General features: G+C 66.2%; 14 protein-coding genes and 1 tRNA gene. 14 read left to right on the top strand and 1 reads right to left on the bottom strand.

Features of this window, described 5'->3' with window-relative positions; genetic code table 11:
- The first annotated feature begins 84 nt into the window (after positions 1-84).
- From ACUXVE_RS14980 to ACUXVE_RS14935, 10 genes are all read left to right on the top strand, one after another.
- Positions 85-579 carry a CinA family protein gene (locus tag ACUXVE_RS14980; RefSeq protein ID WP_093820053.1) on the top strand — a complete coding sequence of 165 codons (495 nt, stop codon included), beginning with the start codon at positions 85-87 and terminating at the stop codon, positions 577-579.
- A 35-nt stretch (positions 580-614) separates the two neighbouring features.
- A complete protein-coding gene (gene ubiB, locus ACUXVE_RS14975) occupies positions 615-2,297 on the top strand; it encodes a 2-polyprenylphenol 6-hydroxylase (RefSeq protein WP_088101363.1) in 1,683 nt (560 codons plus the stop codon).
- 155 nt (positions 2,298-2,452) lie between these two features.
- Positions 2,453-3,088: a transcriptional repressor LexA gene (lexA, locus tag ACUXVE_RS14970; RefSeq protein WP_093820051.1), complete on the top strand. Its 636-nt coding sequence runs from the start codon at positions 2,453-2,455 to the stop codon at positions 3,086-3,088.
- 201 nt (positions 3,089-3,289) lie between these two features.
- Positions 3,290-4,327 carry a recombinase RecA gene (recA, locus tag ACUXVE_RS14965; RefSeq protein WP_025878921.1) on the top strand — a complete coding sequence of 346 codons (1,038 nt, stop codon included), beginning with the start codon at positions 3,290-3,292 and terminating at the stop codon, positions 4,325-4,327.
- 110 nt (positions 4,328-4,437) lie between these two features.
- Complete coding sequence (gene recX / locus ACUXVE_RS14960) at positions 4,438-4,929, top strand: recombination regulator RecX (protein WP_222389988.1); 492 nt, start codon at positions 4,438-4,440, stop codon at positions 4,927-4,929.
- 105 nt (positions 4,930-5,034) lie between these two features.
- The gene (alaS, locus tag ACUXVE_RS14955) at positions 5,035-7,683 is read left to right on the top strand and encodes an alanine--tRNA ligase (protein ID WP_445514699.1); all 2,649 of its coding nucleotides are present in this window, start codon (positions 5,035-5,037) and stop codon (positions 7,681-7,683) included.
- A 148-nt stretch (positions 7,684-7,831) separates the two neighbouring features.
- Positions 7,832-8,035 carry a carbon storage regulator CsrA gene (gene csrA, locus ACUXVE_RS14950; protein ID WP_025878924.1) on the top strand — a complete coding sequence of 68 codons (204 nt, stop codon included), beginning with the start codon at positions 7,832-7,834 and terminating at the stop codon, positions 8,033-8,035.
- A 78-nt stretch (positions 8,036-8,113) separates the two neighbouring features.
- Positions 8,114-8,206, top strand: a tRNA-Ser gene (locus tag ACUXVE_RS14945).
- 287 nt (positions 8,207-8,493) lie between these two features.
- Positions 8,494-13,224, top strand: a complete 4,731-nt coding sequence (locus tag ACUXVE_RS14940) for an ATP-dependent helicase (RefSeq protein WP_445514698.1) — start codon at positions 8,494-8,496, stop codon at positions 13,222-13,224.
- A gap of 170 nt (positions 13,225-13,394) precedes the next feature.
- Entirely contained in the window at positions 13,395-13,877 is a 483-nt protein-coding gene (locus tag ACUXVE_RS14935; RefSeq protein WP_445514697.1) for a LuxR family transcriptional regulator, read from the top strand.
- 57 nt (positions 13,878-13,934) lie between these two features.
- On the opposite strand, the gene aceE is transcribed toward ACUXVE_RS14935, so the two are convergent.
- Positions 13,935-16,607: a pyruvate dehydrogenase (acetyl-transferring), homodimeric type gene (gene aceE, locus ACUXVE_RS14930; RefSeq protein WP_222389984.1), complete on the bottom strand. Its 2,673-nt coding sequence runs from the start codon at positions 16,605-16,607 to the stop codon at positions 13,935-13,937.
- Positions 16,608-16,879: 272 nt separating this feature from the next.
- Here aceE and ACUXVE_RS14925 point away from each other — a divergent pair, with 272 nt between their 5' ends.
- The 4 genes from ACUXVE_RS14925 (at position 16,880) to ACUXVE_RS14910 (ending at position 23,111) form a co-directional block, all read left to right on the top strand.
- A complete protein-coding gene (locus ACUXVE_RS14925) occupies positions 16,880-17,395 on the top strand; it encodes an RNA polymerase sigma factor (RefSeq protein ID WP_025878928.1) in 516 nt (171 codons plus the stop codon).
- Positions 17,392-18,429, top strand: a complete 1,038-nt coding sequence (locus ACUXVE_RS14920; protein WP_222389983.1) for a FecR family protein — start codon at positions 17,392-17,394, stop codon at positions 18,427-18,429. The genes ACUXVE_RS14925 and ACUXVE_RS14920 overlap by 4 nt, the downstream gene beginning before the upstream one ends.
- A gap of 141 nt (positions 18,430-18,570) precedes the next feature.
- Positions 18,571-21,504: a TonB-dependent receptor gene (locus ACUXVE_RS14915; RefSeq protein WP_445514696.1), complete on the top strand. Its 2,934-nt coding sequence runs from the start codon at positions 18,571-18,573 to the stop codon at positions 21,502-21,504.
- 11 nt (positions 21,505-21,515) lie between these two features.
- Positions 21,516-23,111, top strand: coding sequence for an alkaline phosphatase D family protein (locus ACUXVE_RS14910; protein WP_445514695.1), 1,596 nt, complete (start codon positions 21,516-21,518; stop codon positions 23,109-23,111).
- Positions 23,112-23,149 lie beyond the last annotated feature (38 nt).

The following is a 23,149-nucleotide window of genomic DNA, read 5'->3' as shown; positions in this document are numbered from 1 at the left end:
CGTTGGCCGGCATGTCCTGTGGCCGCGACACCCCCCTGCCATCTGCGGTACAACGTGCAGGTTCTTCACTTTTCAGCTACCCCGATGGCCTTCCCGACCGACGCCGAACTCAATGCCCAGGCCGCTGCGCTGGGCCAGCGCCTGCAACAGGCCTCGCTGCAGCTGGTGACTGCTGAAAGCTGCAGCGGCGGCTGGATCGCCAAGTGCATGACCGACATAGCCGGTTCCTCGGCGTTCTTCGACTGCGGCATGGTGGTTTACAGCTACGAAGCCAAGCAGCGCCTGCTCGGCGTGCGCGCGCAGACGCTGGAGCAGTTCGGTGCGGTCAGCCGCGAAACCGTGCTGGAGATGGTCTCCGGGGCGCTGGTCAATTCCGGTGCCGGCATCGCGGTGGCGGTGACCGGTATCGCAGGGCCGGGCGGTGGCAGCCCGGACAAGCCGGTCGGCAGTGTCTGGATCGGCTGGAAGCGCCGTGGCGGCTATGCCCGGGCCGAACTGTTCCAGTTCGATGGTGACCGTGAAGCCATCCGCCGGCAGACCGTAGCGGCGGCATTGCACGGCATCGACGCCCAGCTGTGACATGCTGCTCTGGCAATCAACCGGAGTAGGCAACGATGTGGGAGACGCTGGGCACCGTCCGTGACCTTGGCCGGCTGCAGGAAATCGCCGCCGTCCTGATCCGCTACGGCTTCGGCGACGTCGTGCGGCGCATCGGCCTGGCCACGGTACTGGAACGTGCCGGCCGCCTGCTGCACTGGAACGAGGAGCGGCAGGAGATGCTGCGGATGACCGCGCCGGTACGCGTGCGCAGCGCCCTGCAGGATCTCGGACCGACGTTCGTGAAGCTGGGCCAGGTGCTCGCCACCCGCGTCGACCTGCTGCCGCCGGACTGGATCGCCGAACTCTCCGAGTTGCAGAACGCGGTCCCGGCATTGCCCTACGAGAAGATCCGCGAACAGCTGGAGGCCGATCTCGGTGCACCGCCGTCGCAGGTGTTTGCCTTCCTTGATGAAACCCCGATGGCGGCCGCTTCCTTGGCCCAGGCCCATCGGGCGCGGTTGCGTGATGGCCGCGAAGTGGTGCTGAAGGTGCGCCGCCCGGGTATCCGTGACGTGGTTGAAGCCGATCTGCGCCTGCTGGCACGGCTGGCCGAAATCGTTGAGGCACGGCTGCCGGATCTGCGCCGCTACCGGCCCGCCGAGGTGGTGCAGCAGTTCACCGTGTCGCTGCGCCGCGAGCTGGATTTTGCCGCGGAGTGCCGCAACGCCGAGCGCATCGCGCGCAACTTCGAGGGCCGTGACGACATCCTGATTCCGGCGGTGCACTGGCAATGGACCTGCGAAAGCCTGAATGTCCAGGACTTCGTCGACGGCATTGCCGGACGTGATCTGGCCGGTGTCGATGCGGCCGGCATCGACCGCCGCGAACTGGCCCGGCGTGGCGCCGACATCGTATTGAAGATGGTGCTGGAGGACGGCAGTTTCCATGCCGATCCGCACCCGGGCAACATCATCTACCTGCGTGACGGCCGCATCGGCGTGATCGATTTCGGCATGGTCGGCGCGTTGTCGGAGGTGCGTCGCTTCCAGGTCGCGCAGCTGCTGCATGGTCTGGTTGAACAGGATCCGCAGGGCGTGGCCGATGTGTTGCTGGACTGGGCCGGCGGCGTGGAAGTGGACGAGAACCGGTTGCAGCACGACATCAGCCTGTTCGTCGACCAATACCGCGGCGTGCCGCTGAAGGACCTGCGCATCGGCCTGATGCTGGGCGACATCACCCAGCTGCTGCGCAGCTACAACCTGACCCTGCCGGCAGATCTGGCGCTGATGATCAAGGCCTTCCTGACGCTGGAGGGCATGGGCCGCCAGCTCGACCCGGATTTCGACATGGCCAGCGCCGCGCGTCCCTTCCTGGAGCGGGTGGTACTGCAGCGCTACGCGCCGCGGGCGCTGTTCAAGCGTGGCCGACGCAGCCTGCTCGGCATGATCGACTTCGCCGGTGATTTGCCGCGGGACCTGCGCAAGCTGGTCCAGGCGGCGCGCCGTGGCCGCCTGCAGCTGAAGGTCGAGACCAACGCGCTGCAGGGCTTCGGCGACCAGGTCAATCGCGCCGCGAACCGCTTGGTGATGGGGATCGTCACGGCAGCCTTGATCATCGGCTCCTCGATCGTGATGCACAGCGTAGGAGGCGTTTCCAGCCGTTGGCTGCTGGCGCTGGGCGTGTGCGGCTTCATCGGCGCAGGGTTCTGCGGGGTGTGGATCCTGTTCTCGATCTGGAGAAGCGGCAAGCACACGTAGTGTGCTTGCCGCGGGTCGGCTGCTTCTGCCTTTGCCGCCCCCAACCAGCCGCGCCGCATTCCCGGTAGCGCCGGGCCATGCCTGGCCGCTTTCGCTCCTCCCGGAATCGCCCTCGGCACTTGCAGTCCCGGACGTTAGTAGTAATACTACTAACCATGGACCTGACCGACACCCAGCAGGCGATCCTGCAGTTGATCGCCGAGCGTATCGAAAGCGAAGGCGCACCCCCTTCGCAGACTGAAATCGCGCGTGCCTTCGGCTTCAAGGGCGTACGCGCAGCGCAGTATCACCTGGAGGCGCTGGAGCAGGCCGGGGCGATCCGTCGCGTGCCGGGCCAGGCCCGCGGCATCCGCCTGGTGCAGGCACCGCCGGTGGAGAGGCTTGCCGAACCGGGCCTGCCCGACAGCGTCCTGCGTCTGCCGATCCTGGGTCGGGTTGCTGCCGGTCTGCCGATCGGCGCCGACATCGGCTCGGATGATTTCGTGGTGCTGGACCGGGTGTTCTTCTCGCCGGCACCGGACTACCTGCTGAAAGTGCAGGGCGATTCGATGATTGACGAAGGCATCTTCGATGGCGACCTGATCGGTGTGCACCGCACGCGCGATGCCCATTCCGGACAGATCGTGGTGGCCCGCATCGATGACGAGATCACCGTCAAGCTGCTGAAGATCGCCAAGGATCGCATCCGCCTGCTGCCGCGCAATCCCGATTACAAGCCGATTGACGTGCTTCCAGACCAGGATTTCTCGATCGAGGGCCTGTACTGCGGGCTGCTGCGACCGAACCGTTGACGATTCATCCTGCAATTCCCGCGGTCTTTTGTGGCGATTCTCTGGTTCTGCTGAGGTTGGTACGGATGTCCGATAATTTTTTTCCGAACGCCGGGCAGAATCTCAGCCTGTGCGATACGCCAGCCTTAAAGTGAACCCATGGCCAAGAAGACTTCCAAAGACAGCACCTCCAACGACGTGACCTCTGCAAGGACCAATCCGATGGACGAGAACAAGAAGCGCGCCCTCGCTGCAGCTCTGGGCCAGATCGAAAAGCAGTTCGGCAAGGGCTCGGTGATGCGCATGGGCGACCGCGTGGTCGAGCCCGTCGAGGCGATCCCGACCGGTTCTCTGATGCTGGATATCGCATTGGGCATTGGTGGCCTGCCCAAGGGCCGCGTGGTGGAAATCTACGGTCCGGAATCCTCCGGCAAGACCACGTTGACCCTGCAGGCCATTGCCGAGTGCCAGAAGCTGGGTGGCACCGCCGCCTTCATCGATGCCGAGCACGCGCTGGACCCGATCTACGCAGGCAAGCTGGGCGTCAATGTCGACGATCTGCTGCTGTCGCAGCCGGATACCGGTGAGCAGGCGCTTGAAATCGCCGACATGCTGGTGCGCTCCGGTTCGGTGGACATCCTGGTGGTCGACTCGGTCGCCGCGTTGACCCCCAAGGCTGAAATCGAAGGCGAGATGGGCGACCAGTTGCCGGGTCTGCAGGCGCGTCTGATGAGCCAGGCGCTGCGCAAGCTGACCGGCAACATCAAGCGCTCGAACACCCTGGTGGTGTTCATCAACCAGCTGCGCATGAAGATCGGCGTGATGATGCCGGGCCAGAGCCCGGAAGTGACCACCGGCGGCAACGCGCTGAAGTTCTATGCCTCGGTGCGCCTGGACATCCGCCGTATCGGCGCGATCAAGAAGGGCGACGAGATCATCGGCAACCAGACCAAGATCAAGGTCGTCAAGAACAAGCTGGCGCCCCCGTTCAAGCAGGTCATCACCGAGATCCTGTACGGCGAAGGCATCAGCCGCGAAGGCGAGCTGATCGATATGGGTGTCGAAGCCAAGCTGGTCGAGAAGGCCGGTGCCTGGTACAGCTACGGTGAAGAGCGCATCGGCCAGGGCAAGGACAACGCCCGTGGCTATCTGCGCGACAACCCGCAGGTTGCCGCCAAGCTTGAGGCTGAGCTGCGCGAGAAGTTCCAGCCGACCGAAGCCGTCCGTGAGGAAGGCGAAGACGAAGGCGACGACGAGTAAAGGCTTGCTGTGGGGCAGGGCGGCGCCGTCAGTGACGTCGCCCTGTCCTGCAGATTCGGTTTCCCCGACGGGGGACGCGCCAGGGACGGCGCATTTGATTGAAGGCGAGAATGAACGATTCCGACGCCCCGGCACCCGGCCGCAAGCGCCGCGTACGCGAACAGACGCCTGTCCAGCGCGCCCTGGGCCTGCTGGTCCGTCGTGAGCACTCGCGCAAGGAGCTGACCCGCAAGCTGACGTCCCGGGGCATCGAGGACGAGGCTGCGCAGGCGGCGGTCGACAAGCTGACCGAGGCCGGTTGGCAGGACGACAACCGGTTTGCCGAGAATCTGGTGCGCATGCGCGCCAATACGGGCTATGGCCCCATCCATGTACGTGCCGAGCTGGGAACCCACGGGCTGGACAGCGAGCAGATCACTGCCGCGATGGATACCTTCGAGGGCGACTGGACGGAGAATGCCCGGGATCTGGTCCGTCGCCGCTTTGGTGAGGCCGGTCCGCAGGACCTCGCGCAGCGCCGCAAGGCCGCCGATCTGCTGGCCCGCCGGGGCTTCGATGGCGACAGCATCCGCCGCGCGACCCGCTACGATCCGGACGACTGAGACTGATGGCGCCGGGCCTGATACCCTTTGGGGTTTCGGCGGTCCGTTCGACCCTGGCCACTGCGGCCGGCGGCACGGGCCCCGGCCCGCAGACTGCCAGCCCCCATGAACGCATCCGCCAAATTCACGACATCCCAGATCCGCAGCGACTTCCTTGAATTCTTCAAGGGCAAAGGCCACACCATCGTGCCGTCGGCGCCGCTGGTGCCGGGCAACGATCCGACCCTGCTGTTCACCAACTCCGGCATGGTGCAGTTCAAGGACGTTTTCCTGGGCGCGGAAAAGCGCAGCTACGTGCGCGCGGCCGACGTCCAGCGCTGCCTGCGTGCCGGTGGCAAGCACAACGATCTCGACCAGGTGGGTTACACCGCCCGCCATCACACCTTCTTCGAAATGCTGGGCAACTGGTCCTTCGGCGATTACTTCAAGAAGGATGCGATCGCCTGGGCCTGGGAGCTGCTGACCCAGGTCTGGAAGCTGCCGGCCGAGCGCCTGCTGGTGACGGTCTACCAGACCGACGACGAGGCCTACGCACTGTGGCGCGACATGATCGGCATTCCGGAAGACCGGATCGTCCGCATCGGCGACAACAAGGGCGCGCCGTTCGCCTCGGACAACTTCTGGCAGATGGCCGATACCGGTCCCTGCGGTCCGTGCACCGAGATCTTCTACGATCACGGTGACCATATCGCCGGTGGCCCGCCGGGCTCGCCGGACGAGGACGGTGACCGTTTCATCGAGATCTGGAACCTGGTCTTCATGCAGTTCGATCGCCAGCAGGACGGCACGCTGATGCCGTTGCCGGCGCCGTGCGTGGACACCGGCATGGGCCTGGAACGCCTGGCTGCGATCCTGCAGCACGTGCATACCAACTACGAGATCGACCTGTTCCAGGCGCTGATCCGCAAGGCATCGGAGCTGACCGGCACTGCTGATCTGGAAAACAAGTCGTTGCGCGTGATCGCCGACCACATCCGCGCCTGTTCGTTCCTGATCGTCGATGGCGTGCTGCCGTCCAACGAAGGCCGCGGCTACGTGCTGCGCCGGATCATCCGCCGCGCACTGCGACACGGCTGGATGCTGGGCGTGCGCCAGCCGTTCTTCAGCAAGCTGGTGCCGACCCTGGTCGAGCAGATGGGCGAGGCCTACCCGGAACTGCAGGCACAGGCCGATACCGTGGTGCGTGCCCTGCAGGCAGAAGAAGAGCGTTTCGCCGAGACGCTGGACTCGGGCATGAAGATCTTCGACGACGTTGCGGCCAAGGTCAGCAATGGCGTGATCCCGGGCGTGGACGCGTTCCGCCTGTACGACACCTACGGCTTCCCGCTCGACCTGACCCAGGACATCGCCCGCGAGCGTGACCTGACCGTGGACATCGACGGCTTCAATGCCGCGATGGAGACGCAGCGCGAGACCGCGCGTGCCGCCGGCAAGTTCGGCGGTGGCGTGACGCTGTCGGCCGATCTGGTCGCCACGCTCAAGCCGACTGTCTTCCTGGGATATGACCGCCTGCAGGCCGACGGCCTCGGCGTGGTGGCGATCCTCAAGGATGGTCGCCCGGTGGACGCTGCCCAGGCCGGTGACGAGGTCATCGTGCTGACCAACCAGACCCCGTTCTACGCCGAGTCCGGTGGCCAGGTCGGCGACACCGGCACCTTGTCCGCTGCCGGCGTACAGCTGCAGGTGAGCGATACCCAGAAGTTCGCGGGCCAGTTCCATGGCCACGTCGGCAAGCTCACCCAGGGCAGCCTGAAGATCGGTGACGTGCTGTCCGGCCAGGTCGATGGCGAGCGCCGTGGCGCCACCATCCTCAACCACTCGGCGACCCACCTGCTGCATGCTGCCCTGCGCGAAGTGCTGGGCACCCACGTGCAGCAGAAGGGCTCGCTGGTGGCGCCGGACCGCCTGCGCTTCGATTTCTCGCATTTCCAGCCGATCAGCGCCGAGGAACTGGCGATCATCGAGCGCAAGGTCAACCAGCAGGTGCGCGCCAACAACGCCGCCGAAGTGCACAACATGGGCATGCAGGAAGCGCTCGACTTCGGCGCGATGGCCCTGTTCGGCGAAAAGTACGGCGAGAACGTGCGCGTGCTGAAGATGGGCGACTACTCCACCGAGCTGTGTGGTGGCACCCACGTCAACCGGACCGGTGACATCGGTCTGTTCAAGATCACCTCCGAAGGCGGTGTCTCTGCCGGTGTGCGTCGTATCGAGGCCGTCACCGGCCAGGGCGCGCTGGACTACGTGGATGCCGAGGAGGCCCGCCTGGCCGAGGCCGCCGAGCTGCTGGGTGGCAGTGCTGCCGACGTGGTCGAGAAGATCCGTGCGTTGGGCCTGCGCCAGAAGCAGCTGGAGCGCGAGCTGGAGGCCGTGAAGGCCAAGGTCGCCGCCGGCGCCACCGCCGACCTGTCCGGCCAGGCCGTCGAGGTCGCCGGTGTGAAGGTTCTGGCTGTCCGCCTGGAAGGCTTCGACGCCAAGGCCCTGCGCGATGCCATGGACCGCCTGAAGCAGCAGCTGGGCGATGCGGTGATCGTGCTGGCCGGTGCCCAGGACGGCAAGGCGGCCCTGGTCGCGGGCGTGAACGGCAGTGCAATGGGCAAGGTCAAGGCCGGGGAACTGTTGTCCCATATCGCCGGTCAGATCGGGGGCAAGGGCGGCGGACGCCCGGACCTCGCCCAGGGTGGTGGCGAGGACGGGCCCGCCCTTGCTACCGCGCTGGCTGCGGTCGTCGAATGGGTCAGCCCCCGCCTGTGATGAACCCCTGCCGTCCCCCTCCTTGTAGGAGCGGGACGGCTGACGGTACCATTGCGAATCTTTTCCCTTTGTCGTGGGCGCGCTTCTTGACGGAGCGTCAAGCCGGTGGGGGATACCCTTCCACACGGTTCCATGGAGACTTAAAAAAATGTTGATCCTGACTCGCCGCGTCGGCGAAACCCTGATGATCGGTGACTCGGTGAGCGTCACCGTGCTTGGCGTCAAGGGTAACCAGGTGCGTATCGGCATCACTGCGCCGAAGGACGTCGCCGTGCATCGCGAAGAGATCTACCAGCGCATCCAGCGTGGTGACGAAGCCGGCAGCACCGGTGGTGAAAATTCTGCGGAATAAGGCTTTACCTTCGCGCGTGATTAACGTTATGATTCACGCCCCGCTGAGGTGCAACGCACCAGACGCGGAGAAAACCCCGGAGTGATGCCCGAGCGGCTGAAGGGGCTCCCCTGCTAAGGGAGTATAGGGTCAAAAGCTCTATCGAGGGTTCGAATCCCTCTCACTCCGCCAGATGCAAAGAGCGCCCGCAGATCCAGGATCTGCGGGCGTTTTCTTTGTGCGTCGCGTTGGCCTGCGGCCCACGATCGCGGTGCCAGGTTCGCACCATGACCGCCGAGCGGAGCACGTCGATGACCAGTGCGAAGAAGGCCACCTTCCTGCAGCGACGTCTGGTGTTTCGGTGACGGCAGGATGGCTACGCTCGGGGCCTTTGTCGTCGACCCCGGATCAGCTGCCTGATGCAACCAGCGCCTGCGAAGGTCCGGCCAACGGGCGCAGCTGGGTATGATCGATGCACCATGACGCCGCCTGATTCCCTGCAGGACCCGCTGCATCGCTTCCATCCCGCGACGCAGGCCTGGTTCCGTGCCGCGTTCGACGCCTCCACGCCGGTGCAGGATCAGGCCTGGTCGTCGATCGGTGCTGGCCAACATACCCTGGTCATCGCGCCAACCGGATCGGGCAAGACGCTTGCCGCATTCCTGCATGCCATCGACCAGCTGTTCGGCGAGCGTGATCGGCAAGCGCGTGCAGCGCCGTCGGCCAAGCCGGTGCGGCGCACCCGCGTGCTTTACCTGTCGCCGATCAAGGCGCTGGGCAGCGACGTGCAGCGCAACCTGCAGGTGCCGCTGCAGGGCATCACCGACGAGCGCGCCCGACGCGGCGAGCCGGCGGTGCAGCTGACCGTCGCATTGCGTACCGGCGATACCTCCAGCAGTGAACGTGCAGGGCTGGTGCGGCGGCCGCCGGACATCCTGATCACTACGCCCGAGTCGCTGTACCTGATGCTGACCTCGCAGGCACGCGAGATCCTGCGCGATGTGCAGACCGTCATCCTCGATGAAATCCATGCAGTGGCCGGTGGCAAACGCGGTTCGCATCTGGCGCTGAGCCTGGAACGGCTGGATGCGCTGCTGCACGAACCGGCGCAGCGCATCGGCCTGTCGGCCACGGTGCGGCCGGTCGACGAGGTGGCGGCGTTCCTGGGCGGCGACCGCCCGGTGAGCGTGGTCCAACCCGGCTCGGCGCGGCAGCTGCAGATGCGCATCGTGGTGCCGGTGGAAGACATGTCCAGCCTGACTACGCAGGGCACGCCCGGGGAGCGCGACGGCGGCGCGCGGATCGGCTCGATCTGGCCGCACGTGGAGGCAAGCATTCTCGACAACGTGCTGCGCCATCGCTCGACGATTGTCTTTGCCAATTCGCGTGGCGTAGCCGAAAAGCTGACCGCACGCCTGAACGAGCTGCACGCCGGACGCAGTGGCGAAGACGGCGCAATCCGTGGCGATTCGGGTAGCGGGTTGGCCTATGGCTCTTTCACCGGCAGTACGGTCAACCGGGTCTCCGCTGCGCCGGCACTGATTGCACGCGCGCATCACGGGTCGGTCTCCAAGGAGCAGCGCGGCGAGATCGAGCAGGCGCTGAAATCGGGTGCACTGCGCTGCGTGGTGGCCACGTCCAGCCTGGAGCTGGGGATCGACATGGGGCTGGTTGACCTGGTGATACAGGTGGCCGCGCCGCCGTCGGTGGCCAGCGCCCTGCAGCGCGTTGGTCGCGCCGGCCACCAGGTGGGCGGCATGTCCCGCGGTCTGGTGTATCCGCGTACGCGGCGCGACCTGATCGATGCCGCCGTGGTGGTGGACAGCATGCTGGCCGGACGCATCGAGGCCATCGCTCCGCCGCGCAACCCGCTTGATGTGCTGGCCCAGCAGACGGTGGCGGCGGTGGCGATGGAGCCGTGGCAGGCCGATGCCTGGTATGCGCGGGTACGCCGTGCCGCGCCGTACCGCTCACTCCCGCGCAGTGCTTTCGACGCCGTGCTGGACATGCTTTCCGGCCGCTACCCGTCCGAGGATTTCGCCGGCTTCCGGCCGCGGCTGGTATGGAACCGGCAGAGTGGTGAGCTCAGCGCTCGCCCTGGTGCGAAGCAACTGGCGGTTACCAGCGGCGGCACCATTCCCGACCGTGGCATGTACAGCGTGGTGCTGCCTGAAGGAGAAGAGCGGGCCGGATCGCGTCGCGTCGGTGAGCTGGACGAGGAGATGGTCCACGAGTCGCGGGTGAATGATGTGATCACGCTGGGCGCGACCTCATGGCGGATCGACCAGATCACCCACGATCAGGTGGTGGTGACGCCCGCGCCCGGACGTTCGGCGCGCCTGCCGTTCTGGCGTGGCGAAGGTGTGGGCCGCCCTGCCGAACTGGGACAGGCCATCGGCGCGTTTCTTGCCGCGTTGGAGGCGCACATCGATAGCAGTGACACCCCTGCGACGGCGCTGCACGCACGCCTGCAGGCCAGTGGCCTGGACGCCAACGCGATCAGCAACATGCTCGGCCTGGTCGCCGAGCAGCGGCAGGCCACGGGCGTGCTGCCCACCGATCTGCGCCTGGTGGTGGAACGTTGCCGCGACGAGCTGGGCGACTGGCGGGTGATGCTGCATTCGCCGTATGGCCGCCGCGTGCATGATCCGTGGGCATTGGCGGTGGCAGCACGATTGCGCGAGCGCTGGGGCATCGACCCGGCCGTGGTCGCCAGCGACGATGGCATCATCGCGCGGATTCCCGACAGTACCGGGCGCGTTCCGGGGGCGGACATGTTCGTGTTCGAACCGGAGCGGTTGCGCCGTACGATCACCGCGGCGGTCGGTCATTCGGCACTGTTCGCGGCGCGCTTCCGCGAGTGTGCCTCGCGCGCACTGCTGTTGCCGCGTCGCACGCCGGGGCGTCGATCGCCGCTGTGGCAGCAGCGCCTGCGCGCCGGCCAGTTGCTGGAGATCGCGCAGGCCCATGCGGAGTTCCCGATCCTGATCGAGACCGCCCGCGAGTGCCTGCAGGATGTCTACGACCTGGATGCGCTGGACGCACTGATGCAACGCGTTCAACGCGGCCAGGTGCAGTTGCTGGACGTCGCGACCGAGGTGCCTTCGCCGTTCGCGGCCAATCTGCTGTTCGGCTATGTCGCCGAGTTCATGTACGAGGCGGACGTACCGCTGGCCGAGCGCCGTGCTTCGGTGCTGTCACTGGACAGTGGCCTGCTTGCCGAGCTGCTGGGCCAGGTAGATCTGGGCGAACTGCTGGATGCGGGGGTGGTCGATCAGGTTGAACGTGAACTGCAGCGGCTGGAACCTGCGCGCAGGGCCCATGGCATGGAAGGCGTGTCCGACCTGCTGCGCGAGCTGGGACCGTTGGCTGCATCGGACCTGGCGCTGCGCCTGTCCGATCCGGAATGCGTGGAAGTGCACCTGGCAGCGCTGCAGGCGCAGCAGCGCGCCATCCCGGCTTCAATTGCCGGCCGCACGCAGTGGGTCGCCGTGGAGGACGCCGCACGTGTGCGCGATGCGTTGGGTACGGCGCTGCCGGGCGGCCTGCCCGAGGTGTTTCTTGCAGGCATGCCCGATCCCCTCGGCGATCTGCTGGCCCGCCACGCACGTACGCATGCGCCTTTCACCAGCAGCGCGCTGGCCAAGCGGTTCGGGCTGGGTGTGGCGGTGGTCGACGGCGCGCTGGAAAGGCTGCAGGAGCAGGGGCGGGTGCTGCGTGGCAATTTCGGCGCAGCGCGGCGACAGCAGGAAAATGAGGGGGTGCATCCGTCGCCGGACGTAGTGCACGAATGGGTCAGCGAAGATGTATTGCAGCGTCTGCGCCTGCGGTCGCTGCAGGCCGCACGTGAAGCCACCCGGCCGGTGCCACCGGCAGCCTATGTGCGCCTGCTGCTGGAGGGGCAGGGGGTATTGCTGGAGGGCGGCGCCGGGCGTGCCCGCAATGGTGCCGTTGCGGCCATGCTTGAGGGCAGCGACGGCGTTGCCCGTGTGGTCGAGCAGCTGGCGGGGTTGCCGCTGCCGGTTTCGGTCTGGGAACACCAGGTCCTGCCGGCCCGGGTACGCGACTACGCACCGGCCCTGCTTGATGAGCTGCTGGCGACCGGCATGGTGCTGTGGGCCGGGCACGGGCGGCTGGGTGACGACGACGGCCTGGTGTCGCTGCACCTGCAGGAACATGCCGCCGAAACGTTGCCGCTGCTGCCGGAAGCGGATCCGGCGCTGCGTACACCGATGCAGGACGCCATCGTGCAGGTCCTGGCCGATGGCGGCGCCTACTTCGCGCGGCAGCTGGCCACGCAGGTGCAGTCGCGCCTGGCCGGCAGTGCGGCGGCGGCCGAGGACTTCCAGCTGGCGCTGTGGCAGCTGGCCTGGAGGGGCGAAGTGAGCAGCGACCTGTGGTCGCCGTTGCGGGCCCTGGCCGGCGTGCGCCAGCAGCGGGCGCGCGTTGCGTCGGCCTCGCGGCGCACGCGGGGTTTCCGCTTCATGCCGATGCTGGACGCGCGGGCCACGGCGCTGGACCCGGCCATTGCCAGCGGGCCGACCCTGGCGGGGCGATGGTCGTTGCTGCCCCGCGAGCGCAGCAACGACACCGTGCGGGCGCTGGCGCTGGGCGAAGGCCTGCTTGATCGCTACCGGGTGGTGACCCGGGCGGCGGCAATGACCGAAGCGGTAACCGGTGGGTTCCCTGCACTGCAGCCTGTCTATCGAGGCATGGAAGATGCCGGGCAGGTCCTGCGCGGCCGCTTCGTGGCGGGGCTGGGCGGAGCACAGTTTGCAGAGCGCGGCACCATCGACCATCTGCGCGAGCTGTCCGAGCGTGTGCCGCGTGAGCTGTCGGTTGTCGCGCTGTCAGCGCTGGATCCGGCCAATCCCTTCGGCAGCCTGCTGCCGTGGCCGCAGCCGGTGGCCGGTGCACGTCCGCTGCGGCGTTCCGGCGCGATGGTGGTGATCGGCAACGGCCGGTTGCTGCTGTACCTGGCGCAGGGCGGGCGGCAACTGTCCAGCTGGATCGAGGGCGGGGCAGAGGATGCGGCCAATACTCTGGTTGCCGCTGCACAGGCCCTGGCGGTGGCATTGCGCCGGGGGCGGCGCCTGTCCTTCACCCTGGAACGGATCAATGATGTGCCGGTGCATCGCGGCGCGCTGGTGGACGCGCTGCGGGCCGCAGGCTTCAGCAACGAGCCGCGCGGGCTGGGATGGAACGGCTGAGCGCGGCGGAATCACCTCGATGAATGCTCACCCCGTGGGGCCTGGCCCCGGATCGGACTGCCGCACTGTGATGCAGTTCGTTACGCGCCTGCCCCGGTGGCTGCAGAGTCCGGGTGGTGCGGCCATCGTGCACGTTGCGCAGACGGTTCTTCACTCGACAGGAGACTCACATGAAGCTGTTTTCTGCTGTGCTGCTGGCCCTTCTTCCGCTGCAGGCATCGACGGCGCAGGCGGCCGACGCTATGCGTTCGCCCCTGCTCGGCCGCTGGTCGCTGGAGATCGCCACCTCCGCTCTTCCTGAGGCGCAGCGGCCGCAACAGGTCGTGCTGGAATTCAAGGATGCCGGTGCGGGCAGGTGGAGCTCGCATGTGGACATCGTCCTGCATGACGGCAAGACCATGAAATCCGACGGTACGCTGGCACTGGATGGCACGCCCGCGGCGTTGACCGGCAGCTACGGCGCCAACCAGGCAACGCTGAAACTGCCGGCGCCGAATACGCTGGTGATGCAGCTGGTCGATCATGGCGCGCCGGCGTCCACCCGCGTGTACACGGTGGCCGCCGATCGTTCAACGATGACCGAGACAAAGGCCTTCTTCGGCCATGACGGCACGCCGATCCTGCAGACCAACCTGTTCAAGCGGTTGCCGTAGTGATGTGATGCAACGGCACCCACAGAAGCTTGCTCTGCGGGTGCCGTTGCTGTTCTGTCATGCCGCGGCGGGATCGGGCTTGCCGGTGTCGATGCCGTACCGGTCGATCGCCTGCTGCAGCAGGCCCCGTTCCACATGCCCGTCGTCGGCCAGGGCCTTCAGTGCCGCCAGTACGATGAAGTGGCGATCGACTTCGAAGAACGTGCGCAGCGATTCGCGTGTATCCGAGCGGCCAAAGCCATCGGTGCCGAGTGCGATGAAGCGCCGGTCGTTGATGAAGGGGCGGATCTGGTCGCCGACGATCTTCATGTAGTCGGTTGCCACCACCACCGGCCCGGCATGGTGCTGCAGGCACTGCTGCACGTAGGGAACGCGCGGCGGGTCGGCCGGATGCAGCAGGTTCCAGCGCTCGGCAGCCAGGCCATCACGGCGCAGTTCGGTCAGGCTGGTGGCACTCCAGACATCGCTTGCGATGGCGAAATCCTGCTGCAGCAGATCGGCGGCGGCCAGCACCTCGCGCAGGATCGCGCCACTGCCCATCAGCTGCACGCGAGGCTGTGCCGTGCTGTCGGCAGCGGCGGGACGCAGCAGATGGAGCCCCTTCAGGATGCCGGCTTCGGCGCCGTCAGGCAGTGCAGGGTGCGGGTAGTTCTCGTTGAGCAGGGTGATGTAGTAGTAGATGTCTTCCTGGTCCACATACATGCGGCGCAGGCCGTCGTGGATGATCACTGCCAGTTCGAAGTTGTAGGTCGGGTCGTAGGACACGCAGCTTGGAATCACCGAGGACAGCACGTGGCTGTGGCCATCGTCGTGCTGCAGGCCTTCGCCCATCAGGGTAGTGCGGCCGGAGGTGGCGCCAAGCAGGAAGCCACGGGTGCGCGCGTCGGCCGCTGCCCAGGCCAGGTCGCCGACGCGCTGCAGGCCGAACATCGAATAGAAGATGTAGAACGGAATCGTGGCCAGGCCGTGGTTGCTGTACGCGGTGCCCGCTGCGATCCACGAACAGATTGCGCCGGATTCGTTGATGCCTTCCTGCAGGATCTGGCCGTCCTTGGACTCCTTGTAATAGCTCAGCTGGCCGGCGTCCTGCGGGGTGTACAGCTGGCCCAGGAAGGAATGGATGCCGATCTGGCGGAACAGCCCTTCCATGCCGAAGGTACGCGATTCATCGGGCACGATCGGGATCACCAGCCTGCCCAGTTCGGGATCCTTGAGCAGGGTGGTGAGGATGCGTACGAAGCCCATGGTGGTGGATTGGCCACGATCACCGCTGCCCTGCAACTGCACGTTGAACGTGGACAGCGGCGGCAGCGGCAACGGATCGACCTGGGTCAGCCGTGCCGGCAGCTGGCCGCCCTGCGCCTGGCGACGCTGCGCGAAGTAGAGCGCCTCGGCGCTGCCCGGTTGCGGGCGCAGGTAGGGCATCTCTTCCAGCTGCCCGTCGCTGACCGGCAGGTCGAAGCGGTCACGGAACGCACGCACCGCGTCGGCGCTCATCTTCTTCAGCTGGTGGTTGATGTTCTGGCCTTCGCCGGCCTCGCCCATGCCGAAGCCCTTCACCGTCTTGGCCAGCACCACGCTCGGGCGACCGCTGGTGTTCACCGCCTGCTGGTAGGCGGCAAATACCTTCTGCGGATCGTGGCCGCCGCGTGCCAGTGCCCAGATCTCGTCGTCGCTCATGTGCGCCACCAGCGCCAGCAGTTCCGGGTAGCGCCCGAAGAAGTGTTCGCGCACGTAGGCGCCGCTCTGCGACTTGAAGGTCTGGTAGTCGCCATCCACGCACTCCATCATGCGCTGGCGCAGCAGCCCACTATGATCGCGTGCCAGCAGCTCGTCCCAGCCGCTGCCCCAGATCACCTTGATCACGTTCCAGCCGGCGGCGCGGAAGGTGCCTTCCAGTTCCTGGATCACCTTGGCGTTGCCACGCACCGGTCCGTCCAGACGTTGCAGGTTGCAGTTGACCACGAACACCAGGTTGTCCAGGCGCTCGCGCCCGGCCAGCGAAATGGCCGCCAGCGATTCGGGCTGGTCCATTTCGCCGTCACCAAGGAAGGCCCAGACCTTGCGGCCCTGGTGCTGCTTCAGGCCCCGGTATTCCAGGTAGCGCATGTAGCGGGCCTGATAGGCCGCCGTCAGCGGGCCCAGGCCCATCGACACGGTGGGAAACTGCCAGAACCCGGGCATCAGCCGCGGGTGCGGATACGAGGACAGGCCCTCGCGTCCGGCTTCGCGGCGGAAGTTGTCCATCTGCTCGGCACTGATGCGGCCTTCCACGTACGCCCGGCCGTAGATGCCCGGGGCCGAATGACCCTGGATGTAGATCATGTCGCCGTCGAAGGTTTCGGTCCGTCCACGGAAGAAGTGATCGAAGCCCACGTCATACATGACTGCTGCGGACTGGTAGGTGGCGATGTGGCCGCCGACATTGGAATGCCTGCCGGCACGCAGCACCATCACCATGGCGTTCCAGCGGATCATCGCGTTCAACCGCCGCTCGATGGCCAGGTCACCCGGGTAGGCGGGCTGGCGTTCGGGGGGAATCGTGTTGGTGTAGGCGGTCCACGCGCGGGTGTGCAGGTCGCCATGCTGCTGCACATCGAGTGCATCGAGCTGGTCCAGCAGATAGTGCGCGCGGGGGCGGCCGCCGGCCTCGATCACCGCCTGCAGGGACTCGCGCCATTCGCGGGTTTCCTGCGGATCGGCGTCGAGAGGGAAATGTGCCTGGTTCATGCTGCGTCTCCAGAGAGCGCCGGTTCTGCACCTGCACGGCACCGCCGGCAGGGCGACAGCTCTGGAGCGGAGTCGCGCCGGCAGGTCCGTGGCGCGGGGGCGGCCGTGGTGGCTGCCGAGGAGACAAGCGTAGGCGCCGTATCGGCTGGCGGGTAGACGGGCGACGATTGGGTCTGCGCGAACCTTCGCTTGGCCATGCAGCGCTGCAATGCGGATGTCATCGTTGGTGTGCACCCTGCTGGGTTTTCCAGCCTCGGGGTGGTTGGTCGGTTGTGAACAGCGTCAGGATCTGGGAGAAGAGCTATGCCTTGCGGCGCCGCCTGCTGCGTGGCTTCTTCCTTCGGCGTGGTTCACAGGCTGCCGATGCCGAGGACCTGGCCCAGGAGGTCTACCTGCGGCTGCTGCGCAGTACCGGCGAAGATGCCCAGGCGATCGAGAATCCCGAAGCCTATCTGTTCGCGGTGGCGGCCAACCTGGCGCGTGAACAGGCACGCTCGCGCTCCGGCCTGCCACAGATCGAGGACGTCGACCTGCTGGCCGAGGTACTGCGCAGCGAGGAGGACATCGAAGCTGATTTCGAGCGGGCACAGCGCTGGAGCGGAATCCGCGGCGCCATCGCGCAACTGCCGCCGACAACGCGGCGGGTGATGGAGCTGCACTATCGCGATGGGCTGGATTGCCGGCAGGTGGGGGCACAGCTGGATGTGTCGGTGCACATGGTGCGCAAGCACATCGGCAAGGGACTGGATGCCTGCAGGAAGGCGCTCGGCGCCGGGAAGGATGGATGAACCGGCAGGAGCCTGCAGCGATGGATGACGAGGTGGCCGAGCAGGCCGCGCACTGGTTCCTGTGCAACCGCGAGGGTGACCTGAGCGCCGCTCAGCGCATCGAGTTCATGGCATGGATGAAGCGCTCTCCCGAACACATACGCGCGTACCTGCACGTCCTGCACGTGCACCGGCAGGTAGGCGCGGTGATGGTGGCGTACGGACAGGAGCAGGGGGACAGGGCCGCGTTGCCGGAGCTGCCGGCAACGGCGAAAGTCGTGCCGTTGTTTGCCGTACCGGTGCCCGTGCCGCGCGCCGTGGTCGCATCGCGATCACGCCGACCACTCTGGAGGCGGGTGGCTGCGGTGGCCTGCTGCCTGTTGATGGTGGCCGGACTGGTGCCGTGGCTGATGCCTCGCGAACAGATGCTGATCGCCGGCCACGGGCAACTGCGTGAGGTGGTGCTGGCTGACCGGACGCAGGTGCGCCTGAACGCAGACAGCCGTCTGCGGGTGAACATCGGCTGGTTCAGCCGTCGGGTTGAATTGCTGAGCGGCGAGGCCACGTTCGATATCGCAGCGGATCGCCGGCCGTTCGAGGTGCAGGTTGGCGATCTGCGGATCCGCGACATCGGCACCGTGTTCGATGTGTCGCGCCGTTTGCAGAGTACGCGCATCGGCGTGGTGTCCGGCGAAGTGGAGGTCTGGACCGCCGGCAGCGGGCAACGACGGCTGGCGCAGCTGCCTGCCGGGAAGGTGGTCCAAGTCGATCACCGCAGCCATGCGGTGCAGCCATTGGAAATACCGGTGTCCATGCTGCTGGACTGGCAGCAGCGCCGGGTGTCGTTCCGCGATGAGCGGCTGGACGAGGTGGCGGCTGCCTTCAACCGCCACAACCAGGTACAGGTGCGGCTGACCGATGATGCGGCGCGCGCGGCGCGCCTGTCAGGCAGCCTGGAGGCGCACCGGGTCGCAGCGCTGCAGGCATTCCTGCAGCGGGACGCACGCTTCGTCATCCGCCGCGAAGCGGACACGGTGTGGGTGTCCAGCCGTTGACCGCGGTTCGGCGAACGGTTGTCAGAAAAAATTCATCGAATCGGCGTTCTCCACTTCCGCCGATGCCGGCTCTTACTTGGGAGAAGCCGCCGTCGCCTGCCGACGCGGTACCAGCAGTCCTCTCTCCTCCAAGGAACCGTGATGCGCAAGAAGTTCTATCTGTCGGTGGTACTGGCCTTGTCTCCCTGTCTGGGTGCGCATGCACAGGTGGCGTCGGCCAACGGGCTTGAGACCCGGATCACCGCAGCGATCGCCGCGCAGCCGCTGAGCCAGGCGCTGGAGCAGCTGTCACGCAGTTCGGGCGTGCAGTTCCTGTATGCCGGCGCGGGCGCTGCACCCATGGCGGGCGCGGTACCGCGAGGAGCCACCGTCAAGCAGGCGCTGGACACGCTTCTGGCCGGCACCGGCCTGCGCTACACGGTGGTGGACGGCAACGTGATCGCCATCGACGCGGCACCGGTCTCGCGGGAAAGCCGGCCGGCCGCACCTGCACCGCGCCCACCGGAAGCGGTGGTGGCCCCGACCCTGGGCACGGTCAAGGTGATCGCCGCCCATGAGGTCATCGATCAGAAGAAGACCTCGCCGGTGATCAAGGATTCGGTGATCTACGACGAGATGGACAGCTATGGCGATGAAACGCTGGCCGAGAGCCTGATGGCCGCGCCCGGCCTGAGTGCGGTGGAAGATGCGGGCGAACCGCGTTACGTGACCGTGCGCGGCGTGCAGGCCAATCTCAACTACACGACCATCGACGGCATCGCGATCGCAAGCGTGGGCGGCAGTGGCTCCGGCGAGCGCATGAACAACCTGCAGCTGATTCCCAGCGACATCGGCACCCGCACCGACATCTACAAGAGCTTCAGCGCCGAGCAGGCACCGGATGCCATCGGTGGTGTGATCGACATCATCAGCCGCAGCGCCTTTGACCGCTCCGGCAAGTACGTGTTCGCCGACGTGGCCGGCATCCATTCCACGGCCGAGACCAATGTGTGGCGCAGCGCGGGGGGCGACCACAAGACCCTGGGTCACTTCGGCAAGAGCGCCAAGGCAGTGTTTTCCAACCAGTTCGGCGGCGACGATCAGTTCGGCATCGTCGCGGTCGCGCGCTACGAACAGCGCTCGCGCAACAGCGTCAAGCGCTGGGTGGAATCGAACTACTATTACAACGATGCCGGCAAGTACCTCACCGATGGAACCACCGGCCCCGACGAGGCGAAAGGCTGGAACGGCCTGCGCGCACCGGGCAACTTCAGCACCGGCACCTACACCAACTACATCACCAACTTCGGTGGCTCGGCCAAGCTGGAATGGAAGCCATCGGACGACCCGTTCTATGCCTCGCTGCTGCTGTATTCGTACCGGTTCTACGAGAACTCGACGATGAACAAGACCGATCTGTATGGCAACGCCAAGTTCCCGATACGCAACCAGAGCGAGGACGGCGGCACCAGCCAGATCAACAGCATCTACATCAAGAACCGCCACGACCGCTGGGACCGCAGCAACCGCGGCGCGATCGCCAGTTTCAACTGGGATATCGGTGACCTCTCGCGGCTGACCCTGCGTGCCGGCCACACCGAAGAGACCTTCCACAACAACCAGGTCTACTGGGGCGTGCGCGCCTACCCGAGCAACCTGTTCGTTGACTATGCCAACGACAGCCATGGTTTTCCGAACGCCGTGGGTGTTTCCGATTCCAGCCTGCTGACCAGCTCGGCGTTCAAGCTCAATCCGGCGCAGGCCTATATCTCGCCGCGCGACGCCAAGGAAAGCATCGACAACCTGCGCGCCGACTTCAGCTACAACATCGATGCCGATGCACGCGGTTTCGGTCTGGCTGCCGGTGCCGAGTATCGCCACCTGAAGATCTGGCAGGACATCGATTTCGATTACTACAAGACCAGCGCGACCTTGAATGACTATCTGTACCCGGGTTCGACCCTGCTTGGCAGCGTTCCCGGTTTCCCGTTGATCGACAACCGCAAGTGGCATGACGAGCTTTACCCGAAGCTGGGCAACAACGATGCGGCGTACCCGAATGCCGACTTCACCAGCGATTACAAGTACGTGGAAGACATTGCCAACGCCTACGTGTCGGCGCATTACGCCTGGGACCGGCTGCTGCTGATCGGCGGCCTGCGCTACGACCACACCACCTTCGATGCGTTCAGCCCGTTCAGTGAGGATGGTGGCACCACCTACACATCGGCATTCCGCAAGAGCAGTGGCGGCTACAACAACCTGCTGCCGTCGCTGAACGCCACCTTCAAGCTGAGCGAAGACCAGCGCCTGAGGTTCTCCGCCAGCCGCACGCTGGGCCGGCCGACGCCCAGCAACATCGCCCAGGCCACCAGCACCAGCTGCGGCGACGACGAGCTGGGCGGAGGCTTCTGCACCATCAAGCAGGGCAATGCCTCGCTGCAGCCGCGCCGCTCGACCAACCTCGATCTTGCCTGGGACCTGTACTTCAACGGCAACAACGGCCTGGTCTCGGTGGCGTTGTTCGACAAGGTCATCAAGGACGACATCTACACCCTGACCACGTTCGAGAACGTCGGCGACATCCGCTACCGGATCACCCAGCCGATGAACACCGATGAGTCGACGCTGCGCGGTGTCGAGTTCGCGGTAGCCAACCGCAACCTGCAGTGGGGCCGCCACCGTTTCGACATGTACCTCAATGCCACCCGCCTGGACGGGCAGACCAACTACCGCATCAGCGACGGCAGCGAGCGCCGCCTGGACCGCCTGCTGTACCAGCCGGACTGGTCGGTGAACGGCTCGGTGATCTGGCGCATGCCGTGGAAGAGCTCGCAGCTGCGCGTATCCGGCACCTACCGCAGCCGGATGCTGGTCGACTTCGGCGATACCCAGTGGCTGGATTCGTACTACGACCCGTACATGACCTTCAACCTGGCCTTCAGCCACAAGGTCAGCAAGCACGTGACGCTGAAGTACGAGGCCAAGAACCTGTTCAACACCCAGCCGACCTACAGCACCGGTCCGAACGGGCGCTTCCGCACAGAGATCGATGACTACGGCCGTTTCTTCTATTTCCACATCATCTACAACTGAGGGCGGCCGTCTTGGATACGATCAATCGCAGGCGTTTCCTTGCCCTGTCCGGACTTTCCGCATTGGGTGCGTGGGCCGGAACGGCCTGCGCGCTGGCCGCGCAGAACGATGTGGCAGCGCTGAATCCGCGCAACCTGCTCGCATCGCCGCGCTTTGCCAGTACGCCGTTCACTCTCGGCGTGGCGTCGGGCGATCCGTCGGCCGACGGCGTGGTGCTGTGGACGCGGCTGGCCACCGAGCCACTGGTGTTCGGTGGCGGCATGCCACCCCGGCCGATGGCGGTGGCATGGCAGCTGGCCGCCGACGAGAGCATGCGTACCGTGGTGCGGCAGGGCACGGCGCTGGCCCACCCCGAGCTTGGCCATGCGCTGCACGTGGAACTGGACGGCCTGCTGCCGGGGCGGCCGTACTGGTACCGCTTCACCGTGGGAGGCCATGCCAGTGCGATTGGCCGCACCCGCACCCTGCCTGCGGCCAACGCACGGGTCGACCGCGTGCGCTTCGCGGTGGCCGGTTGCCAGCACTACGAGGAGGGGCACTACAGTGCATGGCGGCACATTGCCGAGGAGCCGCTCGACTTCGTGTTCCATTACGGTGATTACATCTACGAGGGCGAAAGCCAGCCTGGCGTGCGCAGGATGAACGGCCAGCCGTTCACCAACCTGCGCAACCATGTTGGCCCGCAGACCTACACGCTCGACGACTATCGCCGGCGCTACGCGCAATACAAGACCGATACGGACCTGCAGGCCGCGCACGCCGCGTCGCCGTGGTTCGTCACGTTCGACGACCATGAAGTGGACAACAACTGGGCCGGCGCCGAGGACCAGGACGGCACGCCCAGTGAAGTGTTCCTGCTGCGCCGCGCACAGGCATTCCAGGCGTACTACGAGAACATGCCGCTGCGTGCTTCGTCGTTCCCGCGCGACGGCCATATGCAGATGTACCGGCGCGCGCGCTATGGCACGCTGCTGGACCTGCACCTGCTCGATACCCGCCAGTACCGCAGCAAGCAGGTGGACATCGCGCAGCGCGGGCAGGTCGAATCTCCCGAACGCAGCATTGTTGGCGCAAAGCAGGAGCAATGGCTGTTCGACGGCCTGGCCGACGCCGCGCCGCGCTGGCACACCATCGCCCACCAGGTTTCGCTGGGCAACTACCTGCGCGAGAAGGACGGCGTGGTGCAGGCCTCCGACGACCAGTGGTCCGGTTATCTGTCCAGCCGCCGGCGCCTGCTCGATCACATCCAGAAGGTGGGCTTCGGCAACGTGGTAACCGCCTGTGGCGATGCGCACCGCCACTATGCCAGTGACCTGGTGCAGGACAATGCCGATTCCGGGGTCATTTCCAGTGAGTTCCTGGCCACTTCGATCACGTCGGGCGCGGACGGGCAGGGCGTGGATGCCTATGCAGAGAACCAGCTGTGGCACAGTCCGCACCTGAAGGCGACGACGGACAAGCGCGGTTATGTGCTGTGCGACGTCACCCGTGATGCCTGGATCGGTGACATGAAGACGCTCGATACGGTCATGCAGCCGAACGGCGCGCTGCAGAGCTGGAAGCGCTATGCCGTGGAGCATGGCCGGCCGGGGTTGCAGGAGGCCTGAGCGGGATGGGCCACCCTGTGGAGCCGAGCACGCGCCCG

This window comes from Stenotrophomonas sp. 3(2025), assembly GCF_052665395.1.
This window is presented reverse-complemented; position numbering and strand designations above follow the sequence as displayed.

Excerpts from the sequence above, each read along its gene's own strand:
- ACUXVE_RS14920 (WP_222389983.1), top strand. The coding sequence starts at position 17,392 with ATGAACCGGCAGGAGCCTGCAGCGATGGATGACGAGGTGGCCGAGCAG.
- lexA (WP_093820051.1), top strand. The coding sequence starts at position 2,453 with ATGGACCTGACCGACACCCAGCAGGCGATCCTGCAGTTGATCGCCGAG.
- alaS (WP_445514699.1), top strand. The coding sequence starts at position 5,035 with ATGAACGCATCCGCCAAATTCACGACATCCCAGATCCGCAGCGACTTC.
- ACUXVE_RS14980 (WP_093820053.1), top strand. The coding sequence starts at position 85 with ATGGCCTTCCCGACCGACGCCGAACTCAATGCCCAGGCCGCTGCGCTG.
- ACUXVE_RS14940 (WP_445514698.1), top strand. The coding sequence starts at position 8,494 with ATGACGCCGCCTGATTCCCTGCAGGACCCGCTGCATCGCTTCCATCCC.
- csrA (WP_025878924.1), top strand. The coding sequence starts at position 7,832 with ATGTTGATCCTGACTCGCCGCGTCGGCGAAACCCTGATGATCGGTGAC.
- recA (WP_025878921.1), top strand. The coding sequence starts at position 3,290 with ATGGACGAGAACAAGAAGCGCGCCCTCGCTGCAGCTCTGGGCCAGATC.
- ACUXVE_RS14915 (WP_445514696.1), top strand. The coding sequence starts at position 18,571 with ATGCGCAAGAAGTTCTATCTGTCGGTGGTACTGGCCTTGTCTCCCTGT.
- recX (WP_222389988.1), top strand. The coding sequence starts at position 4,438 with ATGAACGATTCCGACGCCCCGGCACCCGGCCGCAAGCGCCGCGTACGC.
- ACUXVE_RS14935 (WP_445514697.1), top strand. The coding sequence starts at position 13,395 with ATGAAGCTGTTTTCTGCTGTGCTGCTGGCCCTTCTTCCGCTGCAGGCA.
- aceE (WP_222389984.1), bottom strand. The coding sequence starts at position 16,607 with ATGAACCAGGCACATTTCCCTCTCGACGCCGATCCGCAGGAAACCCGC.
- ubiB (WP_088101363.1), top strand. The coding sequence starts at position 615 with ATGTGGGAGACGCTGGGCACCGTCCGTGACCTTGGCCGGCTGCAGGAA.